This is a genomic window from Staphylococcus sp. aM (assembly GCF_052975125.1).
The window spans coordinates 331,677-352,762 of sequence record NZ_CP121447.1 but is presented as its reverse complement, the minus strand read 5'-3'; the positions used below and the strand labels follow the sequence as shown (position 1 = coordinate 352,762).

Below are 21,086 nucleotides of genomic sequence, written 5' to 3'. Positions count from 1 at the left end.
TTTGTTTAACTTTCGACGGTATTCACTATACCACAAAAATCCGCTTTGTATATTACACGTTCCTTACAAAACATTACAAACAAAATCAAGTTTTGTAACTTTGAAATATTACTGACGTCCTTGTAACATTAATTTTTGCATGATTTGGTTTAATTTTTCATCATAAAGCCTTATATTACATTGAATTCCTTTAAGTTTTACTCAACTTTTACATCCATCGTAATATTACAGATTGCAATGTAGTTACATAATTGTAATAGTTCTAAAAATTTTAAAAAGATCTAAATACACAAAAAAAGATGGATATATTCAAATTTTTGACAATAATTTGATATATAACCACCTTTAATTTTTACTATTTAAGATATATTCAAGATGCTAATAATCTTTGACACCCCATAATACCTTCTCACACTGTCTAATGATATATTTTAAAACTTCAATCCTTGCTGTCTTTTTATGATCGGCTGGAACTATAAGCCAAGGTGCATGTATTGTATCTGTTTTTTCTATCATATCGTGACTTGCTTCTAAGTATAAGTCCCATTTTTCACGATTGCGCCAATCTTCATCTGTAATTTTCCATTGCTTATTTATATCTTGTTCTCTATCTTTAAATCGTTTAAGTTGTTCTTCTTTGTCTAAACATAAGAAGAATTTTAATAATATTGCTCCTTCATCTGTCCACATTTTTTCAAAATGATTGATTTCCTCATAAGCACGTTCCCACTCATCTTTATTTGCAAATCCTTCTACTCTTTCTACTAACACTCTGCCATACCAACTACGATCAAATATTTCAATGTGCCCGCTTTTTGGCATTTCTTTCGCAAAACGCCAAAGGTAGTGATGTGCCAGTTCAACGTCTGTCGGCGCACTTATACCATTCACTTCATAACCGGTTGGATCTAATTTCTCACGAATACGTTTGATATTACCACCTTTACCCGCTGCATCCATGCCTTCAAATGTTAAGATAAGCGGAATTTTTCGTTCATATAATGCAAATTGAATTTCCCTCATCCGTTTTTGTAAAGGTTCTATCAGTTCTTTATATTCTTTTTTAGATACTTCATCTAATGTTACATCAAATTTAGTAGTTGAAAAATCTTTAGTAAATGCCCCGTCTTTATTACCTTTTGATTGATTTGATTTTTGGATAGCTTGTTCTAATCTTTCTATAATATGTTTATACATCTTTTCAAATGCAACTTCTCGTTGTGTATAGTCAATAACTTCCCATTGTTTATCAGAATGCGTGAACTTTCTCATTTCTTTCAAATAGATATCTTTAGGTATGATTTGTTCATACTCTTGTACTTTCCAACTCATTAATGGATTATCTTTGGTTTGTTGAATATGCTCTTGTCGTTTTTCTTCACTGACTTCAATATAGAATTTAATTAGCTCATAACTATCATTCTGAAGCATCTCTTCAAAATGTTTGATTTGATTCACGAGTTTATCATCGTTTTTATAATAATCTTGCTTAATATTATTTTGTTTATAATCCAAAAAGTGAGAATACCAACTTCTAAAATAGATATTGATATTTCCTTTTTGAGGCAGTGTATTCCAATATTTTTGTAAAAATTGATATCTTAAGTCTTCGGCATCCGGTGTTTTTGTTGATATAAATTGTGTGTATTTCGCATCAAACGTAAGTAATAGTTCATTGGACAAGCGCGTCTTACCTGAGGCAGGTACACCTTCAAACACGATCATGACCGGTATACCTAAATCATGTGTTTGTCGTGTTAAACTTGCCGCTTTTAGTTTTAATTGTTCTATCTTTTTATTCATCTTACCCACCCTTTATAGATAGCGATTTTAATAAAGTATAGCATAATAAAATATAGACGCCTCACTTATATGTAAGACGTCTATATTCTATTTAGCTTTACGCTAAAAATTTAAAAATATCGTTCGTATATATTTTAAAGACCTTTCTTAGAAGAATATCTAAAATCCATGCAACGAAGAAAGGCACAATGAAGAATGCGATGATAATCAATAATAAACTCAACCAAGCTGAGTCAATACCCATAAATTTAAATGCATTAATTGGTCCTACCATTCCTATAAAACCAAATCCTGCAGATTCTTTTGTACCTGCGATACCGACAATGCCGGATGCAATGCCTGAAACTGCAGCTGTAATCAATATAGGCATCATGATAATAGGATAGCGAACCATATTAGGCATCATCATTTTAACTCCACCAAAGAAGATTGAGATTGGTACACCTGCTCTATTAACTTGGCTCGTACCAATTAACAACACCGCTTCTGTAGCTGCTATACCGATTGAAGCTGAACCAGCTGCAATACCGGAAATACCAATTGCAATCGCAATGGCAACAGTTGATAGTGGCGATATGATAATAAAGCTAAATACCATCGAAATAAGCATACTCATTAAAACAGGTTGTAACTCTGTAAAACTATTGATCATATTACCAATACCAGTAGTAATCATATGTACGTATGGAAGTATCAACACACCTATAGTCGCTGAAATACCACCTACAATAGTTGGATATACAATTAAAGCCATACTTCCTACGCGATGTTCTATTAATAAAATCAATAATACGGCAATCGATGCTGTAATCATTGTATTAATTAAATCCCCAATTCCAGCTATAACCCATGTGCCATTTTTAAATTGTGCAGCACCACTACCAACATACGAAGCACTTGCAACTACTGCCATCGCTAAAGGTGTCAGATTAAATTTCAATGCTATCAAAGCACCAACAAGTGCCGGAACCGTAAATTGAATTGCTTGAACAACACCTAGTAATGTTTTAAAAATGGGATGAAACTGCATTAAATATTTAAATATCTCCCCTAATATCGCATTGGGTACTAATCCTGCGACAATACCAACTGCTACACCAGATAGCACTCTAAAAATAAATTCTTTCGGTCCAATTTTACTCAATGTTGTCATTTCTAGCGCCTCCAATATCTAAATACGATAAATCAAACATAAATAAATAGCCTTAATTGAACTAACTATACACATGATGAAATCTAAGGTGTGTTGGTAATTCGTTGATGCAATCATTTGTTGTGTAAAGTTGGGCCAATTAAGACTATGGAGAATAGTATATCACATTATTAGAATTTTCAGATAAATATATTTGTAAAGTCATTAATTTTACAAATTTTCTTTTAACACGACTGCTATTTAAAAAGCACCGCCAACAAAGCTTTCTTGTTGGCGATGCACATTCATTTATTCATCTGGAATCTCTGCTTTTCTAGATTCTTTTTTATATCTTAAATACATTAATCCTAAAATCCCCATCCAGAATGGTGCAATGATTACTGCAAGTCTCGTACTTGGATTAATCAGTAATACCACAAAGATAAATATAAAGAATAGTACAATAGCATATGCCATCCATTTGCCACCTGGCATTTTATATTGACTCGCTTTATGAAGTTCTGGATTATGTTTTAAATATCCTAAATAAGCAATCATGATGATTGACCAAATCACTATATTTAAAACTGTTGATACTGTCGTAATATATACAAACACTTGAGTCGCATCTTTAAAGATGGCATTTAGTATCACAGAAATACTTAATAGTGCACATGTCACTAATATCGCATAATATGGAACGCCATTGCGATTAGTTTTACCAAGAATAGGTGGTGCTTGTTTACGTTGAGATAAACCAAACATCGTTCTACTATTCGCAAACACACCACTGTTACACGCAGATGCCGCAGCTGTTAATACTACAAAGTTGATTAAACCTGCTGCAAATGGAATACCAATTAAACCAAACAATTTCACATAAGGACTATCTGAAGGATTTAATTGATTCCATGGCACCGCCGCCATAATGACTGCAAGTGATCCAATGTAAAATATCAAAATGCGATATGGTACATTATTAATCGCTTGAGGTATCGTTTTATGAGGATTTTTAGTTTCTCCTGCAGTAATACCAATTAATTCAATTCCTATAAATGAAAAAATGGCCATTTGGAAGGACATGAAAAATCCTGAAGCACCATGCGGGAATATACCACCATGACTCCATATTTGAGATACGCTAGCAGTGCCATAAGGTGTCTTCATTGCAAAGACAATCATAATAATACCTACAATTATTAAAGCTAGTATTGTTAATACCTTTATAATCGCAAACCAAAATTCTAATTCTCCAAATAACTTTGCACTAAATAAATTGAGTGTCATTAATACTAACAATGTAAATAAAGCTGTTAACCAATTAGGCATTGCTGGATACCAATATTCTATGTATTTAGCAACTGCCGTAATTTCTGCCATTCCTGAAATAATCCACGTTAACCAATAAGTCCATCCAACCACAAAGCCTGCTAATGGCCCTATATGTTTATGAGCGATATCTGCAAATGATTTGAATCCAAGGTTAGATAACAACATTTCCCCCATTGCTCTCATAAACATAAATAATACAAAACCTACTATAATATAAGTCAACAATATCGATGGTCCTGCCAGATGAATTGATTCACCTGCGCCTAAAAACAATCCTGTACCAATAGCACCACCAATAGCAATTAATTGTATGTGTCTATTGCTTAATTCACGTTGCAGTTTATCTGCCATATCCGTCTCCCCGTTCTGTTTCTTTAACAGTTTCTCCCCTAAAAAGATTACAAACTTTGTTTGAAAGTAAATTCACTTTCTATAAAACTATATTTACCCATAATTTAAATTTACAATCACTATTAAATTAGTTCATAGACACTATTTTTGACATATATGACATTTAGCAAGATAATTTATATTAAGATAAACAACATTTGTTAGGTAGGTGCAAACATAATTGACTGACAAAATTGATCCCCGTGTCACACGAACAAAACAACTACTTGTTGACGCATTTCAAAAAGTATCAAAAGAAAAGAAGTTAAGCCAATTAACAGTCAAGAATATTACTGATGAAGCAACTGTTAATAGAGCTACGTTCTATGCACATTTCACAGATAAATACGACATACTCGATTATTCTTTAGATGTCACTATTCTTAAAGATTTAAATGACACACTCAACATTTCAAATATTATCAATGAAATCGTCTTAAAAAATATATTCATCACAATGACTCAATATATGGAACAAGTACAAGCATCTTGTGAAATGAACCAAGATGTATTTTGTGAACAAGCGCACAAGAGAATTAATAACGAATTAGAGGATATCTTTTCTATCATGTTAGAAAATAGTTATTCAGATATTGATAGAGACATCTTGGTAAGTAGTGCTAGTTTTCTTGCGGCAGGTATGAGTGGTCTGTGTAATCATTGGCTTTCTACAAGTCATGATACAGCTGAAAACTTTATAGACAAAAATCTTCCATTCTTAATTCATCACATCGCGCACCTATAAAGATTTCAACATTTTATTATCTAAAACAAATGATGACCCTATGTACATTAATAAAATAATGATGCATAGGGTCATATTTTTTATTTATACAACAAACTGATCAATATGTTGCATAGACAACATATGAATTGAGCATGTCTATTGCTATATCATGCATATGCGAGTATATTATGTTTATACAACAAGTGTTGCTTAGTAAATATTTGTTGGAAAAATGAATTGGAGGTTGCGATGATGCAAATTTTAGACAGAATTAACGAATTAGCAAATAAAGAAAAAGTACAAACATTGAGTGTAGAAGAAAAACAAGAACAACAAGCACTCAGACAAGACTATTTAAAAATGATACGAGGACAAGTACTTCATACATTTTCTACTATGAAAGTTGTTGATCCACTTGGCCAAGATGTTACACCAGAAAAAGTTTATGATTTGAGAAAAGAATATGGAAATATTTAAGTTGATCTTAAATCCAAATTAAAAGGCACTCAGCATCCAAACTTGGAAACTGAGTGCCTTATTGTATTTAACAAACTAAAAAGTTAAATTTATGTCCATCTGGATCAGCAAACATAGCACCATAATAGCCTTGTTTAACTGTCGGTTGTTCTAAAATATGACCGCCTGACGCTTCAACTTGTTTAACAAGTTGATCAACTTCTTCATTCGTCTTTACACCTAGAGAAATAATCGTTTCATTAGCATTTGCATGAACTTTATCCTGAGTGACCGCTTCAAAATGTTTATTTTCAATTAAGATGACAATGGTCGATCCTATTTTAATTCCTACCATTTTGTCAAGCCTGTCAGGATTATGATTAATTTCAAATCCTAAAGATTGGTAAAACTGCTCACTTCTTTTTAAATCTTTAACATGTAAATTAAACCACATCGACTGAATCATAACTATCTCTCCTTATTAACATAGACCATTACTAAAATTGTACTTTCTCAATCCATTGGGCTAATGATAGTTTATCTGGATTAATTTGATTCATTAAATCAAAATCGACAACATAACCTTTTTCTTCTAGCCAACTTCTTTCGGCTGTACCACTAACAAATTTACCTTTAATTTCTGTTGGCATGCCAGTAACAGTAGCAAACGTTTTAACGACTTCATTAAGTGTTAACTCATCTGAAGCAATTTCAATCGCTTGATGATTATATTGTTCAGGGTCTTTAAATAAATTTGCAGCAATTCTAGCAATATCAATTGAAGAAATCATCGCAAATTTAACATCTGGACTAATAAATTCAGGTATTACAATTTGTTGATTTTCTTTTTTAGCTATTCTAAGGAAGTTATCCATAAAGAATGAAGGTTTGATAATTGAAAAATTCAATGATGACGCTTTAAGTGTATTTTCAATATCTGCTAAGGCTTCAAAGTGTGGTCCTTTTCTATCTCTATTTACACCACCAGCTGTACTATAAACCACAAATTCAATGTTTTGCTTTTCAGCAAGTTGAATAATCATTTTTCCTTGTCTTAATTCTTCAGCAATATCATCTTTAACAATAGGTTGAACACTGTACAATCCGTATTGTCCTTGCATTGCTTGTTCTAAACTTTGTTGATCGCTTAAGTCACCTTCTACAATTTCAAGTTTGTCACTATCAATAGACGTTAACTTTTCATTATTCTTATTACGTGTTAGTGCACGTACATGCCATCCATCTGATAAAAGTTGCTTAACTACGGCATTACCTTGTTTACCTGTAGAACCGATTACTAAAATGCTTTTCATTGATATTCTCTCCTTCATTACTGTTGTAAAAACCAATAATCATCCTTTTCACCTTTTAAATATGTATATTCTTTTGGTGATTTACCCGTATGCCAGATATTTTCATTCATTAGGTCTCGAACGTCCCAAACTAAATGTATAAATTGTTGCAAATGATTTCCAAATAATTTATTTGGCGCTTTCATTTGTAATACATGTGACACATCATTGATTGAAATGTTCAATTCGTCTGCTATATTTTTTAAACTTAACGTTGTTTCGTCAAAATGCTCTTGTAGTTCTTTAGCTGTGATTTGTCTTTGCTCTTTATTTAATGACACTTATATCACTCATCCTTCTTATTTAAACATCTATATCACTCTATTTGTCTTTTTGTATGATAGGCTTTATAATAAACGGATAGTTGTCCGTTTGTCAACAAACTTATTTTAAGAAGGTGATGTATTTGCGACGAGACGCCCTCGAGAACCGGCAGCGCATTGAGAATAAAGCGATTGAACTCTTTAACCAATATGGTGTTCAACAAGTGAGTATGAATCGCATCGCAAAAGAATTAAATATTGGAATGGGAACTTTGTATCGTCATTTTAATGATAAGAGTGCCTTGTGTGCGACGATTATCGAACATGACTTTACTGACATTATCAACCAAATGTACGAAGTGAAAGAAAAACATCACGATACTAAAGTAGTCATGGCAAAGTCGCTTGATATCTTTTTAGATTTCAAAACCACCAACAGTGACTTACTTCACTGTATTGAAGAAACAACAGATAAAAATGACTTTTACCATAGTGATATTTATTTACAGTTATTTAAGTTTTATAGTGAAATTCTTGGCAATAATAAAAGTACAACATGGACAACTTTCAAAGTAGATATGTTCTTGAAATCATTATCTACTAAATCTTTCGAATTACAAAAAGACGAACGCGGACTATCAAATGAAACAATCAGAGATTATATAATCAAACTATATTTTGATAAAGAGGAGTAATATCATGACTAAAATTACATTAATTACAGGTGGCAATAAAGGCTTAGGCTTCGAAACTGCCAAAGCACTTATCAACGAAGGACATAAAGTCTACATTGGTTCTAGAAATGAATCACGTGGACAAGAAGCAGCTAAAGAAATTGGTGCACAAAGTGTACAATTAGACGTTACTGATGAGACATCTGTACAACATGCTTTCAACTACATTAAAGATCAAGAAGGTCGCTTAGATGTACTTGTTAACAATGCTGGTATCTCAGGACAATTTGCAAAACCTGCAGATATTACTGTTGAAGACATGGATAAAGTCTATCAAACAAACGTATACGGTATTGTAAGAATGATGAACACATTCATTCCATTACTAGAACAATCAGAACAACCTGTCGTTGTTAATGTAACAAGTGGTTTAGGTTCATTTGGTATGGTAACAAATCCTGAGTCAGAAGAATTTCATGTTAATTCATTAGCTTATTGTTCTTCTAAATCAGCTGTCACTATGCTAACAGTTCAATACGCTAAAGGTTTACCTCAAATGCAAATCAATGCTGCAGATCCAGGTTCTACAAATACAGACTTAGTTGGTGACTTTAGCAATAATTCTAAACCAGCAACTGAAGGCATCAAACCTATTGTAGAATTAGCAACAATTGATGCTGATGGACCAACAGGTACGTTCATTAATGGTGACGGCAAAATGCCTTGGTAATTTCCAATAATTAATGAGTAGTATTCCCACTATATAAATAAAAACGCACTATGATGGAGGATTTAAAATGAAAAGTATTACTTTCGAAGAACATTATGTGATAGATGACATTCAAAAAGAAACAATGAGTCAAGTTTCTGCTGACCCTAATGGCGTACCCATGAAAGTCATGTTAGAAGGATTAGAGAAAAAATCAGGTTTTACTGACGCTGATGAAATCTCTCATCATGATAAACGAATTAAATTCATGGATGAACAAAATGTACAAATGCAAGTATTATCATACGGTAATGGTGCACCCTCAAATCTTGAAGGTCAAAAAGCCATCGATTTATGTAAAAAAGCTAATGATCAATTAGCTGACTATATCAAACAAAATCCAGATCGTTTTGTAGGATTTGCTACATTACCAATTAACGAACCTGAAGCGGCTGTTGAAGAATTCAAACGTTGTGTCAACGAGTTAGGGTTTAAAGGCGCACTCATTATGGGTCGTACAAAAGATGGTTTCTTAGATCAAGATCAATTCGACGGTATTTTTGCAACTGCTGAAGAATTAAATGTACCTATTTATTTACATCCCGCACCCGTAAATAGTGATGTATACCAATCTTACTATAAAGGAAATTATCCAGAAATCACTGCTGCTACATTCGCTTGTTTCGGTTATGGCTGGCACATCGATGTTGGTATTCATGCAATCCATTTGGTACTATCAGGTATCTTTGATCGTTACCCTAATCTAAATATGATTATCGGACACTGGGGTGAATTCATTCCATTCTTCTTAGAACGTATGGATGAAACTTTATTTGCTGATCATTTAAAACACCCTGTTAGTTATTACTTTAAAAATAATTTCTATATGACACCAAGTGGTATGTTAACTAAACCACAATTTGATTTAGTTAAAAAAGAAATGGGAATTGACCGAATTTTATATGCGGCAGACTATCCTTATATCGAACCAGAACGTTTAGGCGTATTTTTAGATGAACTTGGTTTAACTGATGAAGAAAAAGAGAAAGTAAGTTATAGAAATGGCGCTAAATTACTTGGCTTAGAATAATATTATTTATAAATCATGCTTTAACTCAATGGAGGTATTTCATATGAATACAATAGAATTAAAAGGTGCTAAATTACGTTATCATCAAATTGGACAAGGTCCGGTATTAATATTCATCCCAGGTGCCAATGGGACTGGCGACATCTTTATGCCATTAGCACAACAGTTAAAAGATCACTTCACTGTAGTTGCAGTGGATCGTCGTGACTATGGTGAAAGTGAGTTAACAGAACCACTACCAGAATCAGCAGCAAATCCAGACGATGATTACCGTGTAAAACGTGACGCAAAAGATATTGCAGAATTAGCACAATCACTTAGTGATGAACCTGTCTATATTTTAGGTTCAAGTTCTGGTTCAATCGTTGCTATGCATGTACTCAAAGAACACCCTGAAGTGGTTAAACAAATTGCTTTCCACGAACCACCAATCAATACATTCTTACCAGATAGTAAATACTGGAAAGATAAAAATGATGAAATTGTAAACCAAATCCTTACAGAAGGTTTAGAAAAAGGTATGAAAACATTTGCTGAAACACTTAATATTGCACCGATAGATGCTAAAATGATGTCTCAGCCTGCAGAAACAGAAGAAGCTCAAAAAGAACAATATCAACGTGTAATGTTCTGGTCTGAATACGAAATTCGCCAATATACACATTCAGATATTACTTTAGAGGACTTTAAAAAGCATGAAGATCAAATCACATTACTAAATGGTACTGATTCTAAAGGATCATTTCCACAAGATGTTAACTTCTATATTAATGAACAAATCGGTTTACCAATCTTTGATATTCCTGGCGGTCATTTAGGTTATGTACAAAAACCTGAAGGCTTTGCCGAAGTATTATTAAAAATGTGGCATCAATAAGTTGATTAAAAAAGCACGCGTTGAAAAATAATTCAACGCGTGCTTTTCTTTACCCTAATATTGTTTCCATTGAACGATTAACACTACTCGCATACATTCCACCGAATTTTAATAAATGTATCATCAATAAATATAATCTATAAAATTCTAACCGTTCATACGCACCCTTAGCCAACGGGTAATGCTTTTCATATTCATCATAAAATTCTTGAGTAAAACCACCAAATACGGTTGTAATACCTAAATCAAATTCACGATCACCGTACAACGGTGCTGGATCAAATAAAGCTGGACGACCATCTGTTAAAAACATATAATTACCACCCCATAAGTCACCATGCAATAACGATGGCTTACTTTGGTGTTGGTCTAATGCATCTAGCATCACCGCTCTCACCTGTTCATATACTTTATTATCTTCTTCATTCCATAGTTGTTTACGTAATAATTCATCTCGAATATGATCCATACGGCGATAAATAAAAATGTCTTTCCAATTGTCCGTCCATGAATTATCAAATGAAATATCGCCACCTTCATGTGGCAATCTGAATCCAAATTGACCATCTTCTTGTTGTTGACTATGCATTTTAGCAACTAATTGTCCCAAGTCTTTTTGACTGCCAGTTGGTCCTTCCTCAAGATAGCTTAAAATTAAATAAGCATCACCATTTATCTCACCACTTGCAATGACTTTAGGAGCAGTAATACCTGCATTTTCGAATTCATTTAGTCCTGCTATTTCTGCAGCATAAAATGATTCATCTCGATTACGTTGTACTAATAAGAAGAACGTATCATCTTGCTGCGTGGTTACTTTAAATGCTTCATTCACATCTCCACCACTGACTGGCGTAATCTCTTTAATGTAATCTAGCGGTAAATGTTCTTTCCAATCTATAGCCATGATGTCACCTTCCCTATATTACTGAATACTATTTATATTACCTCATTTCCAATCGCTTAATCGTTAAAGACGGTATCAATATGTAGTCCTACTTTATAAAAGTTCGTCTATTTTTTTAATTTTTATAATTTAACTAGGAAATTGCAAATGAAAATGCTAGTCTATTAAAAGGAAAAGTTTCAAATATATTAAGTTGAGGATAGTAAGCCTCAAATATAATGAACTAGGAGCGTTAACATGTATAAATTAATTAAACCCCTTTTATTTAAAATTGAACCTGAAAAAGCACACGGATTAACTATCGACGCATTAAAAATTGCACAAAAGCAATCCTATGTATTACCGATTATGAAAAAATTATTCGATTACCAAAATCCAATGTTATCTCAAGATATTCACGGTATTACATTTGAAAATCCAATCGGCCTTGCAGCTGGTTATGATAAATCTTGTGAAGTACCTAAAGCTTTAGAAAATCTTGGTTTCGGCGCATTAGAACTTGGTGGTATCACACCAAAACCACAACCAGGTAATCCACAACCTCGTATGTATCGCTTATTAGAAGATGATGCCTTAATTAATCGCATGGGCTTTAATAATATCGGTATGAACAAAGCACTTAGTCATTTGCGCCGCTACGCTTACCATACACCTATAGGTCTAAACGTAGGTGTTAATAAAATGACTTCTTATGACGAGCGATATCAAGATTATATTAAAGTCATTGATACATTCAAAAATGATGTTAATTTCTTCACTGTCAATATAAGTTCACCTAATACTGAAAACTTACAAAATTTTCACGATAAAGATGAATTTTCAATGTTATGCAATGCGTTAGAAACGTTTAAAGCAAGCAATGAAATCAATGTACCTATTTTCTTAAAATTGACCTCTGATATGGATGAAGAAGGTTTGAAATCTCTATTACCAACTATTCAGACACACTTCGATGGTGTCATCCTTGCAAATACGACACGTAAACGTGATGGCTTAAAATCAGCTAACCGTGTTGAAGATGGGGGGTTAAGCGGACGTCCATTATTTGAACGTAATTTAAAACTTGTTAAATTAGCCTATCAAGAAACTAAGGGAGAACTCTTAATTATTGGTACAGGCGGCATCTTTAATGCTGAGGATGCTATCCAAATGTTACGTAATGGAGCCTCTTTATTACAAATATACTCTTCATTAGTTATGGAAGGTCCAGGATTAACTAAAAAAATAAATAAAGATATTGTTCAATATTTAAACCAAAACGATTATCATCATATTAGCGATATCATCGGATTAGATGTAAAATAATTAAAAAGCAAGTTAACGATGAATCAATGACTTTACATCAAGTATAATCATTAAAAGTATGTGTCATGAATATAGGAGGCATTATACAATGCGAGAAGATATCAAAGATAAAGAAATGAATCAGTCCACACAACAAGACACAACAGAAAACAGTAAATCACATCCTTCAAATGATGAAGATGAAAGAAAAGGCCTAAATGGCTATCGAAAAACAGATCTCGATTTAGAAATCGAACGTGAATTACAAGAAATGATGCAAAATGAAGACAAAGAAATTAAAAAAGAAAATAAACGATTTAAATTCTTTTCTTTTGCAGCAATGCTCGTCATAGCTATTATGGCTATCGTACGTTTCATTCATAGAATGATTTAATTAATATGATGATCCAGAGTAAAAGATATAACATCTTCGCTCTGGGTCATTTTTAAAATTGCTTTAAAAATTCATTGGCTTCTTTATTAATTTCTTTAAAGTCAATCCCTTGTTTCATTGCGGCAAACACACACCCACAGTAACACTGTCTAAAAATATGATAATCTTTACACATTTCAATGGAACGCTCATATCCCCTATTTTTCTTGAAATCACTTGGTAAATATTTAATATTATAAATTTGTTGAACATCCATACCAAGTTGATTAATTAATTGCGCATTCTTCTTTGGCGATAACGTGATTGCACTACCAAAGTAATCATAACCATATTTAACAGCTGCTTCGGCAACCATCTCAAGCCTCATTTCAAAACAAGCTGTACATCGAAGACCACCTTCTTTTTCTTCAGTAAGTCCTCTTGATTTAGCCATTTTCATAAATTCATGTGGTTGATAAGCTGCTTCAATATATTTTACATTAGCTCCTGTCTGTTCATTAAAATCATTGACAAACATTTCTTGAACTTTAGCGCGTCTTAAATATTCACTCCTAGGGTGAATATTGGGATTGGCAAAATATATCGCGATATCAGCATATTGTGCTAAAAATTCTAAAGTATAGGTACTACAAGGTGCACAACAACTATGTAATAAAATTTTAGGTCGCTCCCCGTTTTGTTCCCATTGTTGAATCATTTTCCTTAAAACTTTGTCATAATTGATTTTTTGGTTCTTCATTTTCTTTAAAATTTCGCCCGCTTCAATCAAAAGAAACCCCTCCCTTTTAATGCATAATATAATTTATGAATATTATACAATAAACGATACATAAAAAGTATATTTCTAGTTTCCTAATATATCCATATAAACGATACAATTGAAAACTAAGTCTTATTTCCATTATTAATAAACTAATCATACATAATTCTATTCTTTTTACATAAAACATTGTATGATGTGGTTAGCAATAAAATAAAAATAACAAGGGGTATTTTATGACTCAATTATCACCATATTTAGCTTTTCCAAATACAAAAGAAGCACTTAAATATTATGAAGAGGTTTTTGGCGCTACAAATATTAAACGTTTAGAGGTTGGCGAAGATCAAGCTGAACATTTTGGTATGACTAAAGAGCAAGCCAAAGAGGCAACAATGCATTCTGAATTTGAAATTGTTGGGGTGAAAATCTTAGGCGCGGATTCATTCAGCCGAATCCAACCTATCAATAACGGCATTTCATTATTAATTGATTTTGATATTAATGATCAAGCTGATGTAGAAAGAGTCGAAGCTTTCTATGATAAAATTAAAGACCATGATTCTATCGACGTTGAATTACCATTATCAGAGCAATTCTGGGGCGGTAAAATGGGCGTATTTACAGATAAATACGGCGTAAGATGGATGTTACACGGTCAAGATTACAACGCAATGCCACAGTCATAATTTATATAATAAGGTTGAGACATAAAGTTTGTGTCCCAACCTTTTGCTTTTATTCTCCTCTTCTAATTATCGTAGCTGGTCCATTGTTAACTATATCGTAAAAATGCTGTATCAAATCATCTTTAGCAATGCGATTGGGATCCTCGACCCAATGTCGGATAAATGATAATCCAGCACCTGATACATAACTCATAAAATAAGAAAACGGTATATCATCTATTTTATTGTTTTCATTTTTAAAATGATTTAAATGACCTGTGATTAATTCATATAACTTTTCATGTAAATTCGAATCTTTCCCCATCGTAAACATTAATTGATAAAATTCCATATTCTTTTCTATATTTCCTATTAAAAATTCCATAATCGTGCGGATACTTTCAGCAGAGAATGTTTGATTTTTATATACATCTCCCTCTTCAATAAACGTTCTTATTATTTCTACTTGTTCATCTTCCATCTTTTCTAATAAATCATATTTATCTATGTAATGAGTATAAAAAGTACTACGATTCACATCTGCCAAATCTGATATTTGCTGAACCGTGATTTGTTCTAAGACATATTTATGGAGTAAATCGATAAAAGCATGTCTAATTGCTGCTTGTGATTTTCTAACACGTCGGTCTTGTGGCATTATGTCACTTCCTTATAGCTTTCTTTCCAACAATTATAAGGTGTTTGTTGGTTAACATACAAATCATCTACATTGATGATTGGAATTAACCACATAACCCTTTACGATAAAAGTGTAAAGAAAATAAACCAAAAAGGGTGATTCAAATGATAAGAAATTTATTAGGTAATCCTCAATTAACTGTCACAGATGTTAACGATGTTAAAGAAGGTCTTAATCATATCGTTGTAGATAGTGTACAATTTGGTAATCAAGAAATGATTATGGAAAAAGATGTGGCTGTAGAAATGAAAGATGGCGAAAAATTATACGTCAATATTTTCCGTCCGAATAAAGAAGGTCAATTTCCTGTTGTCATGTCAGCCGACACTTATGGTAAAGATAATAAACCTAAAATCACTAACATGGGCGCACAATGGCCTACATTAGGTCCTATTCCAACTTCTAGTTTCACACCAGAAGAATCACCAGATCCAGGATTCTGGGTACCTCAAGATTATGTCGTAGTTAAACTTGCTTTAAGAGGTAGTTCTAAATCAAATGGTGTTCTATCACCTTGGTCAAAACGTGAAGCTGAAGACTACTATGAAGTCATCGAATGGGCTGCAAAACAAGAATGGAGTAATGGTAATGTGGGTACCAATGGTGTATCTTATCTAGCTGTTACTCAGTGGTGGGTTGCTTCATTAAATCCTCCTCATTTAAAAGCTATGATTCCTTGGGAAGGACTCAATGATATGTATCGTGAAGTAGCCTTCCATGGCGGTATTCCTGATACAGGTTTCTTCCGTTTCTGGGTTCAAGGTATTTTTGCAAGATGGACTGATAATCCAAATATTGAAGATTTAGTTCAAGCTCAAAAAGACCATCCATTATTCGATGATTATTGGAAACAACGTCAAGCACCGTTGCATCAAATTAAAACACCATTACTAGCTTGCGCAAGTTGGTCAACACAAGGTTTACACAATCGTGGTTCTTTTGAAGGCTTTAAACAAGCAAGTTCAGAAGACAAATGGTTATATATCCATGGTCGTAAAGAATGGGAAAGCTATTATGCTCGAGAAAACCTTGAACGCCAAAAAGCCTTCTTCGATTATTACCTTAAAGAAGAAGATAATGATTGGAAAGAAACACCAACTGTTACTTATGAAGTAAGGGATCAATTCTATAAAGGTGAATTCAAAACAGCAACAGCATTCCCATTACCAAATACAAACTACACACCTTTATATCTAAATGCTAAAGACTTAACTTTAAATCAAAATGCTGTCAATGAAGAAAGTTCAACTCAATACGATTCTGAAAATGAACAAGATGATGTGCGCTTTAGCTATACATTCGATCATGACACAGAATTAGTAGGAAATATGAACTTAAAACTTTGGGTAAGTACAGATGATGCAGACGATATGGACTTATTCGCAGGTATTAAGAAACTAGATCGTCGTGGTAACGAAGTGCACTTCCCAGACTTCAACCATATTGAACAAGGTCAAGTAGCTACAGGTTGGTTACGTGCATCTCATCGTGAGTTAGACCAAGACAAATCAACTATCGCTCAACCTTGGCATAAACATGAACAAGAGCTCAAACTTAATAAAGGAGACATTGTTCCTGTTGAAATCGAATTATTACCATCTGGCACACGTTTCAAACAAGGTGAAACATTAGTCGTTGTTGTCAAAGGTAGTGAAGTAGTTAAAGGTAATAGTACGCCTGGTATGAAAACACGCTATGAACATGAAGAACGCGTTAACAAAGGTCTTCATCATATTCATACAGGTGGACAATATGATTCTCAACTTATCGTTCCAGTTACAAAATAATGTTATATATATTTAAGAAAGGACCACTCATCAGAGTGGCCCTTTCTTTTGTTTAACTAGAATATTAAAATGATAACTTTAAAGCATGGTAATCTTAGTAACCTGAACCGACTTTTTCGCCGTCTTCATCATATTCTGTTACATAGCCATCATCTGTGTCAACTGTATATGACCCGGCTAAGTCTCCATCTTTATCTTCAAATGAGAAGCCCCATTTGCCGTCATCCGTTTTTTCAGGTTCTTTATACGTATACGTATCTGTATCTAATTTATGACCTTCATATGATTCTACTTTGTCGATAACATTACTTCTTGTCACTTCACCTGAGTCGCTACTGTCACTGTCATCGTCTTCATCCATTTTTTTATCATATGCGTCATCAATCGCGTCTTCATCAAATTTCAATGTAACTTCAGATACGCCATCATCTTCATTACTTGCACTTGAGACATTCACTGAACTTGATTTAAATGACTGACCATCTAATGTACCTTGTGCATAAACAATTACCTCTTCATCAGGATCATATGGACCATACGTTTTTGATTCATCTCCTGAATTTTTATCGTTCACATAGATTTTAATATCATCTAACATTGAGCCGCCTTCAGTTGTCACAGTGAAACGCTTTTGTTTAAATGATTCCTTGGCAGTAGCTTTATCTTCACTCATACTAATGTCAAGCGCACCATTAAACGTTTTGCCATCCATCTTCTTAGATGCTTTTAGATTATAGTCGCCTATTGGGAACGCGCCTAACGTTTTTTCTTCTTCTTTCTCAACAGAAATATGGTGTTTCTCTCCATTAAAAGTATAAGTAATGTCACCACTATCATTAGGATAAATGGATACCGTTTGTTGCGGAATATTAAAGTTATACTTATCGAAGAATAAATATTTTTTACCATTCTTCTCAATATTCAAGACATTATTATCATTCGCATTGACTGATAAACTTTTATACTTACCTTGCTTGATTTCTTTAGTATTATTTTTAATTTGATTGGCAACGTTAGTTAAATCGTCTTCAGCTTTAATGTAATTTAAATATGCTCTTGCTTCTTCTTCACTCAATTTATGATTATCTGACGTTACTTGTTTTGCTAGACCTTTAGCATCATCTTTTTTCACTGCATGTGCGATATTGTCCGCTTGACTTTCAGGTGAAAATTGATGTTTCAAGATTGCAAAAATGGCAATTAACATAGCCAATACCACTGCAATAATCAAAATAATTAAGATAACCTTTTTCTTACTTTTCTTAGGTTGTGGTTCATACTGTTGATGTGTATTCGCATTATTATAACCTTGTTGTCGTTGTGCATTTCCTTGACTTTGAGTTGATTGTGATGTACTTGATGATCCATTAACTGGTGCACCACAATTTGTACATATCTTTACGTCTGGGCGTAAAGGATTACCGCAATTACTACAATATTTCATTAAAACGTACTACCCCCACCAAATAAGCTGTCAAATAATGAATCTTTTGTTTCATTGAATGATTCTAAGATACTTGAGAATGTTACTTCACCAAATATTCTCATTAAAATGAAAATAACAATTAAATAAATAATAATACCGTAAAAGCTAGAAAATCTAGTGTGATTAATACCACTATATTTAGCAATAAGATAAACACCTGACGTAACAAGTATAACGAAAGATAAAATGAGAACGACTGTACCAAACGTATATGCTTCCATTATTAATAAAATAATTGATAGTAAAAATGTCGCTACTGTTACACTGTTAATAAATACAAAATCTGAAAGTACTTTTTTAAATGGTATCGCTTGGACTACAACTAATCTAGTAATAGCAAACGTTGCACCTACAATTGCAGCTAATAAAATAATTAAGCTAAAAATGATAGAAAAAACAATTTTAGATTCTGAAGTAAATAAAGATACTTCTTCTGGAATAGCTAAGAATAAAATAATCGCTATTAAAATTAATCCAATTGCTAAAAGTGACCCTAATAATTTGAAACTAAATGTATGTATACTTTTAATTTCTCTGTCTGGATCTACAAAGGCACTTTTGAAAAACCCTTTACTTTCAGCTGTAACCTCTTTAGCTTGTTCACTAAATTGGTTAGGTTGCTTTTGATAACCATGTGGTTGTTGTTGATATTGCTGGTTTTGGAATTGTTGATGTTGTTGCTGATATTGCTGGTTTTGGAATTGCTGTTGATGAGTATTGTTTGACGCTTGTTGCTGTTGACTATGATTGAAGTTTGAGTTTGAACTACTTTCTGTAGATCCAGTATGTTGATTCATAGAATTAAATGAAGCATCTTGGTTCATAGATTGTGATTGTTCATGTGAGGCATTGCTAGTTGAATTGATCGTGTGGTGACTAGATGGTTGTGTTGAATGATGAGACTGTGTATTAGAGTCTGCTTTTTGAATATCATTTTCAGCGGCTGTGACTGCTTTAGATTGACGGTCTAATTTAGTACCACATTCTCCACAAAAAACGTCATCTTGTTCGACTTGATGACCACAATTTGGACATTTCATAATGTTACCCCCAATTTCTATTTTTAATCTTTGCAAAGTATAACATTATATTTATGTTGTTTTCTATGGATTTTTGAAATATTTATAAAAATCTTTATTAAAGTTAGTTATATTTTTAGATAGACCAAATACCTTTATAGATATTTTTACTAAAATTATTTTATTTTAATATCTATCAAAAACCTTCTATCGTTATCAAATCAATAAAAAAAGAGAAGTGCTTATCGCCTTCTCTTTTATATCAATATGATTTAATTTTTTGTCATACCATGGTTATCTTTATTTCGAGTCTGATTAAAGACTTCCGACTCATTAAATTTAAGTACAACATTAACTGGACTTTCATCGCTATTAATTGAAGGTACATTCACTTCATTGGATTTGAATGATTGATTCCCTATATAACCTAATCCATATACAAGTAAATCTTCTTCTCCACTATACGGTCCATATGTGATGTAATCTTTAACTCTACCCATTTGCTTATCGTTTAATACTAACTCTACTTTTTTAAACATATAACTATTTTTAGTTGTTACTTTAAATCGCTTTTCACTAAAATCTTCTTTAGCCATTGTGCCGTACTGCTTTAAATTTAATATGATTTCGCCATCATAGGTACGATTACCCACTTTTTTAGTTGCTTTTAATTTATATTCACCTAATGGTACTGCTTCAAGACTCACTATATGACCTTTCACTAAACGTATTTCATGCTTTTTGTCATTTAATTGATATGTCAATTTACCATTATCTTTAGCATCTAATATAAAACGAAATTGTGGTATTTCAAATTGAAATTCTTTGATATAACCATATAATTGCGTTTTCTTTTTAATTGTTAAAATTGTCACACCATCAATGTTGATATCTTGCGATGTAGCTTCACTCTGATCTAGATGGCGGATGGCAGATCTGATTTGTTTCATATATCTATCCGAGCCACCCATTGTTTGAATTAAAGAAAAATATGCTGACGCTTCATCATCTGTCAATGATTGATGATTTGAGGTAACTAATGTGGTTAATTGATCTTTATCCTTATATTTCATTGTATCTGAAAATGCTTGAATTCTTTTATCAGCTGAATTTTCATATCTAAAATAGTATACCCAACTTACTAATGCAACGACCATGATCATCACTAAAAAGACAATCAGGAACAATGGTTTTCGTGGCTTGCGAAAACGGTATCTATGCGATTTACGTGCAGCATGTATTTGATGCAAATGATTATTATTATATTTTTTGTTCG

The 21,086-nt window shown here is 32.8% G+C and carries 22 protein-coding genes; 10 read left to right on the top strand and 12 right to left on the bottom strand.

Annotated elements, in window-relative coordinates:
- Positions 1 to 378: 378 nt before the first annotated feature.
- The 3 genes from P7F85_RS01565 to P7F85_RS01555 form a co-directional block, all read right to left on the bottom strand.
- On the bottom strand, positions 379 to 1,803 hold the full coding sequence (locus tag P7F85_RS01565; RefSeq protein ID WP_002467058.1) for a polyphosphate--AMP phosphotransferase: 1,425 nt from the start codon (positions 1,801 to 1,803) through the stop codon (positions 379 to 381).
- 97 nt (positions 1,804 to 1,900) lie between these two features.
- Positions 1,901 to 2,956 (bottom strand): PTS transporter subunit IIC, encoded by a 1,056-nt coding sequence (locus P7F85_RS01560; protein WP_002467050.1) that lies wholly within the window; start codon positions 2,954 to 2,956, stop codon positions 1,901 to 1,903.
- Between the two features lie 288 nt (positions 2,957 to 3,244).
- Complete coding sequence (locus P7F85_RS01555; protein WP_002450156.1) at positions 3,245 to 4,618, bottom strand: amino acid permease; 1,374 nt, start codon at positions 4,616 to 4,618, stop codon at positions 3,245 to 3,247.
- 220 nt (positions 4,619 to 4,838) lie between these two features.
- On the opposite strand from P7F85_RS01555, the gene P7F85_RS01550 reads away from it, so the two are divergent.
- Complete coding sequence (locus P7F85_RS01550; RefSeq protein ID WP_002467060.1) at positions 4,839 to 5,402, top strand: TetR/AcrR family transcriptional regulator; 564 nt, start codon at positions 4,839 to 4,841, stop codon at positions 5,400 to 5,402.
- A gap of 234 nt (positions 5,403 to 5,636) precedes the next feature.
- Entirely contained in the window at positions 5,637 to 5,861 is a 225-nt protein-coding gene (locus P7F85_RS01545; protein ID WP_002467048.1) for a DUF896 domain-containing protein, read from the top strand.
- Positions 5,862 to 5,928: 67 nt separating this feature from the next.
- On the opposite strand, the gene P7F85_RS01540 is transcribed toward P7F85_RS01545, so the two are convergent.
- Genes P7F85_RS01540 through P7F85_RS01530 form a run of 3 tightly spaced genes read right to left on the bottom strand, consistent with a single transcriptional unit; the run spans position 5,929 to position 7,473 of the window.
- The gene (locus tag P7F85_RS01540; RefSeq protein WP_002467057.1) at positions 5,929 to 6,306 is read right to left on the bottom strand and encodes a VOC family protein; all 378 of its coding nucleotides are present in this window, start codon (positions 6,304 to 6,306) and stop codon (positions 5,929 to 5,931) included.
- 31 nt (positions 6,307 to 6,337) lie between these two features.
- Entirely contained in the window at positions 6,338 to 7,153 is an 816-nt protein-coding gene (locus P7F85_RS01535; RefSeq protein WP_002467054.1) for an NmrA/HSCARG family protein, read from the bottom strand.
- A 17-nt stretch (positions 7,154 to 7,170) separates the two neighbouring features.
- A complete protein-coding gene (locus P7F85_RS01530) occupies positions 7,171 to 7,473 on the bottom strand; it encodes a DUF2316 family protein (RefSeq protein WP_002467052.1) in 303 nt (100 codons plus the stop codon).
- Positions 7,474 to 7,598: 125 nt separating this feature from the next.
- Between P7F85_RS01530 and P7F85_RS01525 the strand changes: the two genes are divergently transcribed.
- The 4 genes from P7F85_RS01525 to P7F85_RS01510 all read left to right on the top strand — a co-directional run bounded on the left by P7F85_RS01525 (position 7,599) and on the right by P7F85_RS01510 (position 10,805).
- A complete protein-coding gene (locus P7F85_RS01525; RefSeq protein ID WP_002467049.1) occupies positions 7,599 to 8,150 on the top strand; it encodes a TetR/AcrR family transcriptional regulator in 552 nt (183 codons plus the stop codon).
- 4 nt (positions 8,151 to 8,154) lie between these two features.
- Positions 8,155 to 8,859 carry an SDR family NAD(P)-dependent oxidoreductase gene (locus P7F85_RS01520; protein ID WP_002467059.1) on the top strand — a complete coding sequence of 235 codons (705 nt, stop codon included), beginning with the start codon at positions 8,155 to 8,157 and terminating at the stop codon, positions 8,857 to 8,859.
- 67 nt (positions 8,860 to 8,926) lie between these two features.
- Entirely contained in the window at positions 8,927 to 9,928 is a 1,002-nt protein-coding gene (locus P7F85_RS01515) for an amidohydrolase family protein (protein ID WP_015364671.1), read from the top strand.
- Between the two features lie 43 nt (positions 9,929 to 9,971).
- Positions 9,972 to 10,805: an alpha/beta fold hydrolase gene (locus P7F85_RS01510; protein WP_002467242.1), complete on the top strand. Its 834-nt coding sequence runs from the start codon at positions 9,972 to 9,974 to the stop codon at positions 10,803 to 10,805.
- 49 nt (positions 10,806 to 10,854) lie between these two features.
- On the opposite strand, the gene P7F85_RS01505 is transcribed toward P7F85_RS01510, so the two are convergent.
- Complete coding sequence (locus P7F85_RS01505; protein WP_002467251.1) at positions 10,855 to 11,712, bottom strand: fructosamine kinase family protein; 858 nt, start codon at positions 11,710 to 11,712, stop codon at positions 10,855 to 10,857.
- Positions 11,713 to 11,949: 237 nt separating this feature from the next.
- Between P7F85_RS01505 and P7F85_RS01500 the strand changes: the two genes are divergently transcribed.
- Positions 11,950 to 13,017 (top strand): quinone-dependent dihydroorotate dehydrogenase, encoded by a 1,068-nt coding sequence (locus tag P7F85_RS01500; protein WP_046464449.1) that lies wholly within the window; start codon positions 11,950 to 11,952, stop codon positions 13,015 to 13,017.
- Between the two features lie 88 nt (positions 13,018 to 13,105).
- Positions 13,106 to 13,390: a hypothetical protein gene (locus tag P7F85_RS01495; RefSeq protein WP_002467247.1), complete on the top strand. Its 285-nt coding sequence runs from the start codon at positions 13,106 to 13,108 to the stop codon at positions 13,388 to 13,390.
- 52 nt (positions 13,391 to 13,442) lie between these two features.
- Here P7F85_RS01495 and P7F85_RS01490 read toward each other — a convergent pair whose 3' ends face one another.
- Positions 13,443 to 14,129, bottom strand: coding sequence for an epoxyqueuosine reductase QueH (locus tag P7F85_RS01490; protein WP_370657654.1), 687 nt, complete (start codon positions 14,127 to 14,129; stop codon positions 13,443 to 13,445).
- 257 nt (positions 14,130 to 14,386) lie between these two features.
- On the opposite strand from P7F85_RS01490, the gene P7F85_RS01485 reads away from it, so the two are divergent.
- Positions 14,387 to 14,839 (top strand): VOC family protein, encoded by a 453-nt coding sequence (locus tag P7F85_RS01485; protein WP_002467249.1) that lies wholly within the window; start codon positions 14,387 to 14,389, stop codon positions 14,837 to 14,839.
- Positions 14,840 to 14,888: 49 nt separating this feature from the next.
- Here the strand turns inward: P7F85_RS01485 and P7F85_RS01480 are convergent, their stop codons facing one another.
- Complete coding sequence (locus P7F85_RS01480; protein ID WP_046464450.1) at positions 14,889 to 15,476, bottom strand: TetR/AcrR family transcriptional regulator; 588 nt, start codon at positions 15,474 to 15,476, stop codon at positions 14,889 to 14,891.
- A gap of 146 nt (positions 15,477 to 15,622) precedes the next feature.
- Between P7F85_RS01480 and P7F85_RS01475 the strand changes: the two genes are divergently transcribed.
- Positions 15,623 to 17,305, top strand: a complete 1,683-nt coding sequence (locus P7F85_RS01475; protein ID WP_046464451.1) for a CocE/NonD family hydrolase — start codon at positions 15,623 to 15,625, stop codon at positions 17,303 to 17,305.
- 94 nt (positions 17,306 to 17,399) lie between these two features.
- On the opposite strand, the gene P7F85_RS01470 is transcribed toward P7F85_RS01475, so the two are convergent.
- The 3 genes from P7F85_RS01470 to P7F85_RS01460 all read right to left on the bottom strand — a co-directional run bounded on the left by P7F85_RS01470 (position 17,400) and on the right by P7F85_RS01460 (position 20,967).
- Positions 17,400 to 18,749: a zinc ribbon domain-containing protein gene (locus P7F85_RS01470; RefSeq protein WP_002467250.1), complete on the bottom strand. Its 1,350-nt coding sequence runs from the start codon at positions 18,747 to 18,749 to the stop codon at positions 17,400 to 17,402.
- A complete protein-coding gene (locus tag P7F85_RS01465) occupies positions 18,749 to 19,831 on the bottom strand; it encodes a zinc ribbon domain-containing protein (protein WP_046464452.1) in 1,083 nt (360 codons plus the stop codon). Before P7F85_RS01465 ends, P7F85_RS01470 begins: the two co-directional genes overlap by 1 nt.
- A gap of 251 nt (positions 19,832 to 20,082) precedes the next feature.
- The gene (locus P7F85_RS01460) at positions 20,083 to 20,967 is read right to left on the bottom strand and encodes a TcaA second domain-containing protein (RefSeq protein ID WP_019236092.1); all 885 of its coding nucleotides are present in this window, start codon (positions 20,965 to 20,967) and stop codon (positions 20,083 to 20,085) included.
- Positions 20,968 to 21,086 lie beyond the last annotated feature (119 nt).